Source organism: Mesorhizobium sp. (genome assembly GCF_004962925.1).
GTDB lineage: Bacteria > Pseudomonadota > Alphaproteobacteria > Rhizobiales > Rhizobiaceae > Mesorhizobium.
Map to the genome: position 1 here is coordinate 8901 of NZ_SUEO01000098.1, position 12209 is coordinate 21109.

The 12209-nt window shown below is 58.5% G+C and carries 11 protein-coding genes and 1 pseudogene; 6 read left to right on the top strand and 6 right to left on the bottom strand.

Annotated features, from left to right (window positions below; translation table 11 throughout):
• From E5W87_RS19425 to E5W87_RS19435, 3 genes are all read left to right on the top strand, one after another.
• The coding region (locus E5W87_RS19425; protein ID WP_292400899.1) for a 3'-5' exonuclease at positions 1 to 1553 on the top strand (1553 nt) is incomplete at its 5' end.
• 293 nt (positions 1554 to 1846) lie between these two features.
• The gene (locus E5W87_RS19430) at positions 1847 to 2821 is read left to right on the top strand and encodes a hypothetical protein (RefSeq protein ID WP_292400902.1); all 975 of its coding nucleotides are present in this window, start codon (positions 1847 to 1849) and stop codon (positions 2819 to 2821) included.
• Positions 2822 to 3514: 693 nt separating this feature from the next.
• Positions 3515 to 4312, top strand: coding sequence for a hypothetical protein (locus E5W87_RS19435; protein WP_292400905.1), 798 nt, complete (start codon positions 3515 to 3517; stop codon positions 4310 to 4312).
• Between the two features lie 43 nt (positions 4313 to 4355).
• On the opposite strand, the gene E5W87_RS19440 is transcribed toward E5W87_RS19435, so the two are convergent.
• The 3 genes from E5W87_RS19440 to E5W87_RS19450 form a co-directional block, all read right to left on the bottom strand.
• Positions 4356 to 4820, bottom strand: a complete 465-nt coding sequence (locus tag E5W87_RS19440) for a DUF6650 family protein (RefSeq protein WP_367118843.1) — start codon at positions 4818 to 4820, stop codon at positions 4356 to 4358.
• Between the two features lie 70 nt (positions 4821 to 4890).
• The gene (locus E5W87_RS19445; RefSeq protein ID WP_292400910.1) at positions 4891 to 5604 is read right to left on the bottom strand and encodes a hypothetical protein; all 714 of its coding nucleotides are present in this window, start codon (positions 5602 to 5604) and stop codon (positions 4891 to 4893) included.
• 1 nt (position 5605) lies between these two features.
• Complete coding sequence (locus E5W87_RS19450) at positions 5606 to 6115, bottom strand: DarT ssDNA thymidine ADP-ribosyltransferase family protein (protein ID WP_024927403.1); 510 nt, start codon at positions 6113 to 6115, stop codon at positions 5606 to 5608.
• Positions 6116 to 6265: 150 nt separating this feature from the next.
• Here E5W87_RS19450 and E5W87_RS19455 point away from each other — a divergent pair, with 150 nt between their 5' ends.
• On the top strand, positions 6266 to 7762 hold the full coding sequence (locus E5W87_RS19455; protein WP_292400918.1) for a hypothetical protein: 1497 nt from the start codon (positions 6266 to 6268) through the stop codon (positions 7760 to 7762).
• Between the two features lie 218 nt (positions 7763 to 7980).
• Here E5W87_RS19455 and E5W87_RS19460 read toward each other — a convergent pair whose 3' ends face one another.
• The 3 genes and pseudogenes from E5W87_RS19460 to E5W87_RS19470 form a co-directional block, all read right to left on the bottom strand.
• Entirely contained in the window at positions 7981 to 8718 is a 738-nt protein-coding gene (locus E5W87_RS19460; RefSeq protein WP_292400921.1) for an SMC-Scp complex subunit ScpB, read from the bottom strand.
• Positions 8719 to 8723: 5 nt separating this feature from the next.
• Positions 8724 to 9410, bottom strand: a complete 687-nt coding sequence (locus E5W87_RS19465; RefSeq protein ID WP_292400924.1) for a DUF1403 family protein — start codon at positions 9408 to 9410, stop codon at positions 8724 to 8726.
• Positions 9411 to 9418: 8 nt separating this feature from the next.
• Positions 9419 to 9978: pseudogene (locus E5W87_RS19470) on the bottom strand (IS110 family transposase); the annotation flags it as partial.
• A gap of 594 nt (positions 9979 to 10572) precedes the next feature.
• On the opposite strand from E5W87_RS19470, the gene E5W87_RS19475 reads away from it, so the two are divergent.
• Together E5W87_RS19475 and E5W87_RS19480 are read left to right on the top strand one after the other, a co-directional pair.
• Positions 10573 to 10878 (top strand): hypothetical protein, encoded by a 306-nt coding sequence (locus E5W87_RS19475; protein ID WP_292400927.1) that lies wholly within the window; start codon positions 10573 to 10575, stop codon positions 10876 to 10878.
• A gap of 25 nt (positions 10879 to 10903) precedes the next feature.
• Positions 10904 to 11404, top strand: coding sequence for a hypothetical protein (locus E5W87_RS19480; protein ID WP_292400928.1), 501 nt, complete (start codon positions 10904 to 10906; stop codon positions 11402 to 11404).
• Positions 11405 to 12209 lie beyond the last annotated feature (805 nt).

Here is a 12209-nt window from a genome sequence, read left to right on the forward strand (position 1 = left end):
CCCGCGTTCTCACCGACCGGCGCGACACGCTGGCGCTTGGCTCGCTGCTGCGCGGCCCGCTAGTCGGCCTCACCGAAGAGGAACTTCTGGACATTGTCTGGGCGCTGCCGCGTTCCGAAGAACAGCCCGACCGAATTCCCCGTCTCGACCTCGGCGTCGATCCCGCCGCCATCGTTCATCCGCTTGCACGAGAGACCATCGAAAAGCTGCAGACGCTCTACCGCCGCAGCAACAGCACGACGCCGCACGAGTTGCTCTCGCAGGCCGTGGACATGATGCGAGTTCGGCCGCTCCTTCTCGCGCGTCATCGCGGCCAGGCCGAACGCGCGCTCGCCAATGTTGATCTCTATTTGAGCCTGTCGACCAGCTACTCCGTTCGCGGTCTTCGCTCCTTCGCCGAGGCGATGACGGCAGCCTGGACCGACGAGGCGCGCGCAGTGGAGGGTCGGCCAGATGCGCAGGAAGAAGCCGTCGCGCTCTTCACCATGCACGCGGCCAAAGGCCTCGAGTGGCCCATCGTCATCCCGGTCAACACCATGACGGGCGTCATGGCGCCCGACAGTGCGGTCATCGACCGTCAGACGGACACCTTCTATTGCCCGGTCCTGGGCGTCGCGCCGGACGGCTACGAAGTCGCGCGCCAGGCTGAGAAAGACGAGCTTGATCGGGAGCGCGTTCGCCTCTGGTACGTGGCCGCCACGCGCGCCCGCGAACTTCTCGTCCTGCCCCGGCTCGACACAACGCCGTCGAAGTCCGCCTGGATCGGTCTCGTCGATCTTTCGCTGGCCGAACTCCCCGGCCTGGACCTCTCGCATCTACCCGCCGACGTCGCGACGGCAGCCAACGGAGCGGCCAATACCCAAACTCGCGCAATCTTCGCCACGGAAGCCGAAGCCGTTACCGAGCGGCAGGCGCGGCTGATCTGGCTTGCGCCCAGCCGGGATGAGAACACCGCCGGAGCGGTGCTGCAGGAAGAAGAGGCCGGGATCTGGACCGGATCGGCTGATGACCAGCCAGCCGAACTGCAAGCCGCTGTTCTGGTTCAAGGAAGCCGCGAACGCGGACTGATTCTGCACAAGCTCATGGAAGAGGTGCTGACCAGGGAAACCAATGAGGCAAAGGCAGCCCTTGCAGACCGAGCCTCCATACTCATCCGCGCCCTCGGCCGGTTTCCGATCGCCGACCCGGCGGCGGGACTGTCTGCCGAGGAACTGGCGGGCTGTGTCGTCCAGACCCTTGCCCTGCCCCAAATCGCGGCCTTGCGGCCGGCTCTCCTGGCCGAGTTTCCCGTCTACGCCGCGCATGCGGACGATAGGATGGAAACGGCAACGACCGGAATCGCGGACGCCCTAACTCTGACGTCTGAAGGCCGTCCAGCCGTCGTCGTCGATTGGAAGAGCGATGTGGCGCCCGATCCCCAGACACTCGACCACTACCGCGCGCAGGTTCGAGCCTATCTCGACATGACCGGAGCCGAGCGCGGTCTGATCGTGCTAATGACCACAGGTGCGGTGATCGGTGTCGGGCCGACAGCCCAGCCGATGGCGGCCTGATCGGAGGGACTGTGCATGCCGGCAACGTCTAGCGACGGTCGACGCATTGAGGGCTTGCCGCCGCTATCGACGATCTGCCGCCTCCTCTCGGTTTTTTCTGGCGAATGCAAAGGCTCAATACCGGCTGCCGTGATCTCACTGATTGGCTGAGTTCTGTCGCAGATCCCCACGACGGCGGACTTGAAGAGCAACAGATACATTAGCATGAGATGTCTGGATTGATTGGTCGGCTTAACCGAGCCTCAGTACGCCGCCGGTAAAAGGCATGAGGACTGGGTACATTGGGGAGCGATTTGGCAGGCAAAATCTATGTCATCATGACGGGGAACGAAAACAGCCTTTGGTCTCGGTGCCTCAGCGAGAGCCTCGTAGCCCTCGAATTTGGCAAGACCTATTTTGATCCGTGGCGCGCAGAAGACTACGATAGCTATCTGGAGGTTACGAAAGCTGACGCCGCCAAAGACGACTCAGAGGCCGACGTCAAAGGTCGGGCGACGCTCTGGTTCAATCGAGGTAACGACCTGACGCGCAGTGAAGGCGATCTCTGGCTCCACAGAGACAAGAACAGCGATAGTCTCTATTGGGCCCAGACGACGAGTGCCGATCCGGTTTTTGATCACTCCGCTCCCGACAGTGTTATGCTCGCGAAGCCTGTCACCAAGTGGTCCCGCCATGACAAGAAAAAGAAGCCGTTGTCATGGAAGACGATCCATCCCGTGGCGAAGGACTATATCTCCTCAATGGCAGCGATGTTCAGCGTCGCCAATGCGGATGTGAAGGCCTATGTACAGTCCCTCATCGACGGAGGTGACCTTTCGCGCCCAAAGTGGGAAGAACGCCTCGGCGTGCACAAAGGGAAGGCCCTCGGATCGAGCGTGTCGCTGCATGAGCTCACTCTCGCAAACCTCATGCTCTCGATAACGGGCGCGGTTGCGAATTCGAATGGTCAGAAGGTCTTCAAAACCTTGAAGAACAAGGAACTCCATTGTTCCGAGGCCGAGATGAAGGCTCATCTTGCCAACCTCTACGAGGAGCAGAAGGGGAAATGCGCTATCACCGGCCTTACGATGCATCTGCATGGGCAGGACGATTGCGATAGCGATATGCTCGTTTCTCCGGACCGGATTGACAGCTACGGCCACTATTCGATCGGCAATGTTCAGCTCGTCTGCCGGTTCGTGAATTTCTGGAAGATGGCTCAGGATAATAGCCGCTTTGCCGAACTTCTGGACCGTGTGGTGGCCAACCGGCTCGCAGATACGTTGTAGCCGCGCGCATCGACCCTCCTGTCTCGCACGTTCAAGATGACAAGGCGCAGTTCATTATCATGCCGCAGGAAGCTACCGTCGAAACTAGCCAAGCGTTCGTTCGCGAATTCGAAAGTTGGACGGTCACAAACGGATTTCGAGATTTGGTTGAGACCTTCTCAGTGTTCCTCGTGGCGGTGTTTTCGATCGCGTACATCCTTGAACGGGGCACGGTGCTTAAGGGGGATCACGACAAGGCGATACGAAAATTCGATCGCGGCGGAGTGGAGGCTCAGCTTGCGGCGCTTACAAAGACGCTTGGGCTAGACGGAGGGTTTTCACCGATGTTTGTGTCCTTGAAGAGCGCGCGGAATTGCATGGCACATCGCAGGGGCATCGTGAGTTTGGAAGACACCGGCCCGCTAGAGGAGCCGTTCGTACTACGCTGGCGCACAGCTGGAGGATGGACGCGATGCAACCTTCGCGCCGTATCGTGATGAACCGCTTTATGTCGAAAAGGGAGAAGCGATCCTTTGCGCGGAAGTTGAGCAACTGTGTTTAGCCTCGGGGAGCAAATTCGCCTCAGTCGGCACGATCTTTCGGAGATTTGCTACGGCGTGATGATTGCGACCGAATGCGTTCGCGAAGATCTGATCAATCTCGGAAGGAAGCGGGGAAGATCGTCGACAAAAGCCCGCCTTTGGAAAGTCGACCGTGATGTTCATTCGAGATTACCCCGGCATCAATGCCGTCAAAGTAGGACGGCTTTTTCTTAAGCCGGGAGATGTCTACGAGACAATCACGCAATCCTGTCGCATGGTCTTTCATGAGGCCAGCGACCGGTCGCTTCCGCTAGGCCGCGCTGGCTCAGCGACGTTGGTCCAATATGCGGGTGTGAACTACGTCGTCGCCACGAGACATCAGTTGGGCATAGCCCGTGGTGCAAGCGTGCCAACGGACATTCTCGATACGATCAGGATAGGGAGCGGCAAGGGGCTACTTTCAAACATCCCACTAAAGGCCTGCATCTTCGAACTTTCGAATGTGGACGAAGAGTACCACGACGTCCTGCTTTTCAAGGCGGCGGACACTTGGAAAACTCAGCATTCTGACCAGCCGTTTTTCTATCCTCTTGCGCCATTCTCTAGGGCCAACCGGGTCAAGTCCTTCTTGGTCGGCTACCCGACAATCGAAGGCGTGATGGATGAGTACCTAGAAGGTTTCGTCCCCGAACAACCTGGCTCCATTCACATCAAGCGAGCGATCTCTGACTGCGATCTAGACAAGAGCTACCTGACAAATGTCGAATTTTACCGGCGCTACCTTAATGTCCGCGAGCGGCCGGTTGTCGACGGCTACAGCGGCGGAGCGGTGTTTTCGCTGACTGGCGAATTGGAGAATTTGGAAATCGTACTGGACGGAATCGTGGTGCGCGCTGGCGCACAACACATCCACGTCGTAGACGCTGATTACCTCTTAAAAATCATTACGGACCAATCGAAACGGGGCTGAACGCCGACACGGCCGATGGAAGGTCCGATGCCGTAGGCCCTTGCTACTCGTCGGCCAACTGTGATGCCTCTCCAAGGGTCGGCATGATGGACGCCAGAGGGCCTTCGACATCGATCCCGTAGCAACCTGCCAGCGCCGCCACTTGGTGCCCTACGGTTGCCCGGAACGCTCCCAACGCCACAAAGAAGCCCGGACGGGCATGGCTTCCGCGCCACTGATAATCGAAGTGGCGATAATCCTCGTGCTGCTCATCATGGAACCGTCGCCCGGGTTCACGGATCGCGCGAAGAGGCACGACGGCGAATGCGTCGGCGGAAAGCGCTTGAAGAGTCTTGGTGCCTTCCTCGCGTATCTGGTGGATCGAATGACCCACCTCTGCCTCGGTCTCCATATCGAAGGGATTGTAGAGGACGCGTCGATCTTCGAGAAACACGAGGAAGCGGCGTACGATTTCTGTCTCTGAGGGGCCGGGGTCCGACCAAGACACGCCGAAGACAGGTGTACTGATACCGGTTACCCGGCGTGCGGTCTCGGCAGTGACCTTGCTGCTCTTGCGGAAGAAATTGCGCTACTGCCTCCTAGCCGACCCTAAGTCTGGCCTGCTTCAAATGAGGTTGATGCTCGGTCGGCCGAAGCGAATGAGCAGCCATCGCGGCAATGAAAACCTCCGGCGTTTTCAGGTAGCGCTCCAGCTTGTTCTCCCTCATGAGCACTACGAACAGAGCGCACGTTTTCGCCTGACAATTGACCGACTTGCTAGGGTTGAACTCTATGTCAGTGAAACCGGCATACTGCATTTCGCCATCCACTCGATTTTTGAGCCATACACGGTGAGGAAAGATGGCATTGAGATAAAGCCAATCGTAGAACACGGTCGTGGGTTCTAGCGGGAACTCGAAGCCGTCGAATTTGAAGCCCACCAGTGCGCCGGAATCGCGGAGTCGTGGCTCGCGCTTCGCATCGCGCGGTTCAACCTCGTACAGATCGGTGTACGGCCCGCCGCGCTCGAATACCTTACTTCCCTGAAAGGCGTTCTCCAGCGGTATCTCGCCGATGCTGGTCATCACGCGCAGGTGAAACGCGCTAAGATGCCGACCGGCGACTTCATCAGACTTGCTAGACACTTCTAGCAGCGGCGCATATCCGGCTTTCTTGGCGGCCTCATGCAGCGACCGGATATTCTTCTTCTTCTGAACTTCAGCGAAGCCACCGGCCCACGGAATTTTGAAATCCAATCGCCTGACGTAACCTTCGTCCTCGGTCGCAGGGATAAAGACGGGTCTCTCAGCCATTCTAAATGTTCCTTATTAAGCCGAGCGGGATGACATGGGGAACCAACACCTCGTATTTCTCCGCCTGCGTGAGACGCGCCTTAATTGCCGGGTCCTTCCAGTCCGTTCGGGTGTAAAGTATCTCAAAATCGATTAGCGGTTCAGCCTCTCCGATAGGAACCGATTCGACGCCAGCTTTGTTCGCGACATCGTTGGTGAAACGAACACCCGTGAACTGCATCACCGAGGGGTGTATTTGCAGAAAGATCGTGTCCGTGATCCTCCCATCCTGCCGAGCAACGTACTCCATTGGATGGGTGCTACGAAAGCAAAGGTGGACGTAGTTTCCCATTCCCTTCAACGCGTCGGCGTCACGGCTCCATTCATTGCCGCCCGGTGCCGGAACCTTGACCTTCTTCTGGTCAAGCTGCGCGAGTGGATAGAGTCCTCCCATTTCTTTAATCACCGGCAGGTTCCTCCGGTCGGTGAAGTGATAGAGCAGCGGCACCTTCTCAAGAGTATCAATTGCCATGTTCCCCTCCGCCCACACCGGTGGAATCTTACGGCAGTCATCGCCCGAACGCCATGATCCGAGCCAAGGTGTTCAGATTGGCGACGTTTCTCAATTGTTCTATACGATTAAAATAGAATTCTACATCGCCAACTATGGTTCGAAATCGTCGTGCACGGCAGCTCCATAACGATCACCATCCCAGACATCGAAAGCATGACCGACGACGAGTTGGAACAGCTTGCGCGAATGCGAGACGGCCGATGGAGCGCGCAGACCAAAGCGCTTATGCGCCGGTTCAACACCGATAAGCTCAATCTCAATCGGGCATGGGCTGGCACCTGGCAGGGCTGGACATGCCCATGCTGCCAGAGGGCAAAGCCGCAGATTGCGAGACTCACGACATCCGGCGTCCTGCTATGTCAACTTGAATTGCACCACGACCACCTAGGCGATAATGCCGGAAAGCTATTCGAGGAAATCAACCAGAAGTCGGAGGATCGCGAGTTCAACATCCAAGTGTCGCATGCCAAGTACGGCATGCTCCAGTTCGTGGAACGCTTCGAACGAACGCTCATCTGTATCGACTGCAATCTGGCAGAGGGAAGTGCTAAGGCGACACTCGACAGCGCCGTGGATTGGGACTTCACTTTCTCACCGAAAGAAATCACCGGGTTTATTCGCGCCACCGACAACGGTGTCCATACAGTCGATTTTGAGGCCGCACGCACGACGTGGGAGCGGGTGAAGCCAGACATCGCGGATCGCCTCGATTTTGCTGAGCGGATGGCAATACGGTTCGCCAAGGGGAAGAACCGTCGCGAAGTGGCGATTGGGGTGCGGGCCGATTTCTGGATCGATGACCGGGCGCTGGTATGGGCGCAGGTTACAGACGCGTTGCCGCACCTAGACCGTGGCAGCATCGGCATGAAAGTACTTGCCCGATCGGTTGCGCGGGACGCCGTTGGCAAATCAGCGAAACGGAAGGTGAAGCCTGCCGGCAAGCCGCCCAGCGATGCTGAGTTCGCCGATGTAGGGAGCCAGAACGGCGAACAAAAGCATTGGAATGCTGTAAGCGAGGAGTGGACGTGCGGGTGCTGTAAGCGCTCCAAGCGGGAGATATGCAGGAAGTCGAACAAGGGAAAATGGACGGCGCGCATCCACATCATCCGGGATTGGATCGCGGAGGAGGATGTCAGCAACCTCTACTGGCGCGGTGGCGACATGACGGGTGGAATGGTAATCGGCTCCCATGTCACTATGCTCATCTGCCAAGACTGCCGGCATATCATTTCTGAGGTCCAGCGTCGTGATGGCACGCTGGAGGAGTCGAGCTTGACGCTCGGAGAGGTAGAGGCTGCTATCGTCGCAATTGCCCCTAACCAGATGCACGATGTTGACTATGAGTGGGCAATCGAGACGGCGCGGAACAACCGCGAGCTTGTTGCAGCCGTGGACGAGTATCACCGGCACGCACGCGATGCCCTTGCAAAGTTGGCTCGTGCCAAATGGCTCATGAAAGCGGTTCCATGTTCTTTTGAGAAGGCACGCTGCTTCATGGGTTACGAGCACGCAAAGGCGGAAGACGTCGATCTAGAGGAAGGCGACGCCTACATGGATTGGCTGCTGGGTGAAGGCCTCAGATTTGAGAGCAATGCAGTAGGATAATCCTGTTGCCGCTGCGGGAGCGCGATTGCCCCCGGACGCCACGATGACGACGTCGAGCTCGCGTGCCAGTTCATCCAGCGTCGCAGCCCAGGTGCCGACCTTTCCCCCCGTCGCCGCTTGACTGACTCCGCCGAACGGGATTTGCGGAGGGCATTAACCTGGGCAAACCATTCGTCCCCGTGCGCCGAATGCCGCCTAAGGGTAGGTTGGAAGGATCCTCATTCAGGCACCTCGGAACGGACATCGAGATCACAGCCTTCGATTTCATCGTCCTCCTCGAGCACCCCGCCTATCGCAATTGGAATGTCGCCAGCCAGAAGCCTTTCCTTGCTCAGCAGTCCGGCATCCTCGGGCGCCTCGAAATCCGGCAGGTCGCGCAGCGTGTCGAGGCCGAACTCCAACAGGAATTCTTTCGTGGTGACGTAGGTGTAGGGCGCGCCCGGTGTCGGACTGCGCGGACCGGAAGCGATCAGGCCGGCACCGCGCAGATGACCAATAAAATCCCGACTGATCTCCTTGCCGAAGAAAGACGACAACTCGGCCCGGGTGATCGGCTGGAAGTAGCCGATACACATCAGCACGAGCACCTCTGACTGCGTGAGGTCTGCCGCGCGTTCGTTACCGCCGACTGCGGCGCGGATGGCGCCGGCATAGGCCGGCCGGGTCAGGTGCCGAAAACCGCCGGCGACGGCGACCAGGTCGTAGGGCCGGCCGCGCAGTTCCTCGCGAATGTCGTCGATGAGGAGATCAATGCTGCAGCTTTTTCCGACGATCCGCGCCAGCGTTTCGCGGTTGACCGGCTCGCTGGCCGCAAAAATCGTTGCCTCGACGCGGTTCATCCATTCGCGCCAGCGGGCCTCCGGTGGCAGGTGATCCAGCTCCCGGTCAAACAGCTGGTCAGCTGATCGACGGTCATCTGACTGGCTCCCCCCTCGCCTGCGCGCTGCCTCCGCCATGATCGTCACAGCCCATAGATGCGGAACGCGGGGCGGCCGGACAGCTCGCGGACGGCGCCGAGCTCGACCAGCCGGTCGAACAGGCGGCGCAATCCGCGGTCGCTCATTCCAGCGATGTTTTCCGAGGCAACGATCGCGTCGTCGGATAGGAGCTTTCCGACAACAGCATCCGCCGCCTTGGCCCTGAGTTTCGGGGCAACAGCAAGCAGCCGGTCCGCGCGGCGCTCGAGCTCGGCGGAAAGATCAATTGCACGCAGCGCGGCGCGCGCCTGCGCGGCCAGCAGGCTTTTGGCCCGATCGGCTTCCGTGTCGGCACCGGCAGCCGGAGCGGCAGTCACTGGTCGACGCGGCCGGCCCGTACCCACAGCCAAGGCCACCTCCCCGCCCAGCAAAGGGATTGCATGCGTCCAGCCTAGCCGCTGCGCGAGCAAGGCATCGGCGAGCCAGGCTCCGACCGTGCGTCCGAAGCTATGTCGTTCGGCAGCCATGAACGCGCCGGTCAGCATCCCGACGGTGTCGACGCTGACGGCAAGCTGCCGAAGCTCATCTGCCAGGTCGCTGACCTCTTCCAACACCCCGGCAAGGTTATTCTCCGTCAGAAGGTCCTCGGGGGGCCGAACTGCCAGCCTACGCCAGGCGAGGAGCAAAAGACCGGCGGGGCCGACATTGTCGCCCGGTCTTGTGAGCAGCACTACGTCGCCTTCTTCGCGCCGACTTTCGGCGCATGCCTATAGGTCCATGCGCTCTCGACCAGCATATGACGAATGCGGCCATTCCCTGCCTTGGTGATACCGCCCCGCCTGACTGTCTCTCCGGTCGACCGCTCACCAGGAACAAGGCCAACATAGCCCATGAGCTGGCGCGGGCTTTCGAAACGGCGCACGTCGCCAATCTCGGTAGCAAACGTCACGGCAACGATCAGATCCACACCACGTAATGTCTGCAGTGCGCCCGCACGATCGGCGCCAGCGACCAGGCTGGAACGAACTCCTCGATCACACGCTCAAGCCGCTCGGCCCGCTCTTTCGAGATGCGAACCGCCTCGACCATCTCCTGGAGCGCGATCTGATGTGCGGGATGATCGAACTGCTGCGCCTGCAGCCAGCAGAGATAGCGCATCGTCCAGCCCTTTTTGCGCGGAAAGATACGTCCGTGCTTGAGCATGAAGGCGCTCACATGCTGCCGGTGGACCCGAAGTGTCTCAACTGCGGCCGCCCGGGCGCGGACGAGGTCCCGCATGGCTTCGTGGCCTTCCGGGACATTGAAACCCAAATCTCCCCAACTCGCGCTGAAGACCGCCGGCCATTTCCCGAGTACAACCCGTAAGTATAGTCAAGCACACATAGGAACGTCTGAAAGATGTCCTGCATTGTCACAGTCCCAATCCGTCCTGAGAAGACACCGGCCGTTTTGCGCCAAAAAGAATTTCTCCATACTGCAGCGTGGCCAAGCCGGGGCCTGTGTCGCATCCCTCGAGGCGCAACTTTAAGACTGGATAGGCCAAATGGAAGGAGAATAAAAGGAACTACGTGACGAGTTTCGGTAGGAGCGAAGAACGGCTCGAAAAGCTTGCGCTACTCGCCGTCGGCGCAGCTAAGCGTAGAGTGAGAATTCTTCCGGTTAGGGCCCCACAGACGTCACTTTAGTGTGGCCGATTCCCGTATCATCTCTTGGCGACGCTTAGAGAGGTCGAGATGACGCGAAACGCCCTGCCAGCGCTTTTCAACTCTCTACATCTTGCCCATATCTGCCAGCCTTTAGAGAAAAACCTTGCATTGCAACATAGCGGATACTTGCATTCCAAAGTCCTTGCGTAGATACTAACCTATCCGCTGCCGTAGAAAGATAAATGCTATGAAGAGGTCCGGCGCTGTGGTTCTCACAGTTTTGTGTACCACCGTTAATTTCAACACGATGCTAGCCCAAGGAACCGATCAACCGTCCGAGGATGCGGGTGATGTGGCGACGCCGAAGAGCAATTTCGCGCAGTGCCTCGAGAAATATCGCGCAATTCCAGAATTCGAGACATCGGAGTTCGTTCTCGCGATTTGCAGTGACACAAATAAGATTGACGATCGTGATTATCAGGCCAAACAACCGCCGCCATTTTTAAACAACGAGTACCTCAATTTCACTTTTCCAAGTCAAATTGAAGGTTGATCCAAGCAACATTGGACACAAGAAAATGCAGGTACTGGTGTTATGGGCCGCAGTGGTTTTCTTGTCGTCGGCAGTGTGCTGGCTCGCGACAGCACTATTCCTGAAGCGGGAACAGTATACTCAAGTCATTTTGGTTTTCCTAGGTCTCAGCGCGATAGGCGCGACCGCCGGCATAACCGGAGGCCTCAGTAGAGATGGCGCAGTTGGTGACATCATGTCGGCTGCGCTTGGCCTCCTTGGAGGAGTGGTGGTCTGGCTATTTGCTGCGGATCAGGCTAAGGGGACGGTTGTATCCGCCTGCGCCTTTGTGTTCTCGCTTTCACTGTTCGTCGGCTATTTTGAAGCCGCTGCCCGTCGAGCGAATCCTGAAAGCTACCTATTTTGGAGGGCTGCGTGTGTCGAGAAGTATACAAACAAGGACCTTATCAACGATACAAAAGCGTATCTGATTATGGATACATCGATTGGGAAGCTTTGTGGACAAATATTCAACAATGAACGCGGTCGCCTACTGAGCGGGAAATAGTATCGGTGGACAGATACTTTGCCTTCACGCCGTACTTGGCGGGTCTGGCCAACGGTGACAGGCCGTTGTGACGATCGCACCTGCGGGCGCTAAGCCATCCTCCCCGAGGTCGCAATTGGGGATGGCCTCGCTCCGGTAGCAGCCTTGGTGCAGCCGTTTGCGATCTTCTGAACCAAGAACGACGCTGTCCGTGTCGATGGAATTGAATTGTGAGCGAACGGCCAGTGCTGGTTCCCTGGTCCTCGATGTGCCTCGGTTGAGCGGCGGCCATATCGGAGCGAAGCCTCTGGCCGGAAGCGATACATCAAGCGGGTCCGGCAGCTCTAAGGATGCCCATAGGCCCGTCGTGATCAAGCCATTCAAGCGCACCCCATTGCCGACTTGAATATGAGGACGAAATGCGGTGCCTGCCCTATGTCGGACTGCAAGCCCAAATCAACAAGGATTGTGGCTCGAGAATTGGCGAGGCGACCGCCTTCTTTACCTCGGTGCACCACGTCTTCGCCTCCCCCGCCTATGTGTTGAGCGCCTACCGAATAGACCCGTCCTATTCCGCCTGTCCCTACTGTGCACTGCGATCAGATCATCGCACGGCTAGGCATGGCTCTGCACTTGCTCGAATGTTGAGGTGCGGCCTCGCGCCAATGTTGGCCGCTGATCATTGCGCGTAGATCGCCTCGTCGGCAATTCGATTAGCGCATTTTCCGCCGAGCCCTCCTTGGTCAGGACGAGAGAGAGCAGCGATCAAGCGGTGCCAATTTGCCTGATGTTCGGATTGCGGGTCACGGGTGGCCCAGCCAAGCAC

Bases quoted from the DNA above. Each gene is read 5' to 3' on its own strand.
- E5W87_RS19445 (WP_292400910.1), bottom strand. From the start codon at position 5,604: ATGGCTGAGAGACCCGTCTTTATCCCTGCGACCGAGGACGAAGGTTAC.
- E5W87_RS19450 (WP_024927403.1), bottom strand. From the start codon at position 6,115: ATGGCAATTGATACTCTTGAGAAGGTGCCGCTGCTCTATCACTTCACC.
- E5W87_RS19460 (WP_292400921.1), bottom strand. From the start codon at position 8,718: ATGGCGGAGGCAGCGCGCAGGCGAGGGGGGAGCCAGTCAGATGACCGT.
- E5W87_RS19475 (WP_292400927.1), top strand. From the start codon at position 10,573: ATGAAGAGGTCCGGCGCTGTGGTTCTCACAGTTTTGTGTACCACCGTT.
- E5W87_RS19480 (WP_292400928.1), top strand. From the start codon at position 10,904: ATGCAGGTACTGGTGTTATGGGCCGCAGTGGTTTTCTTGTCGTCGGCA.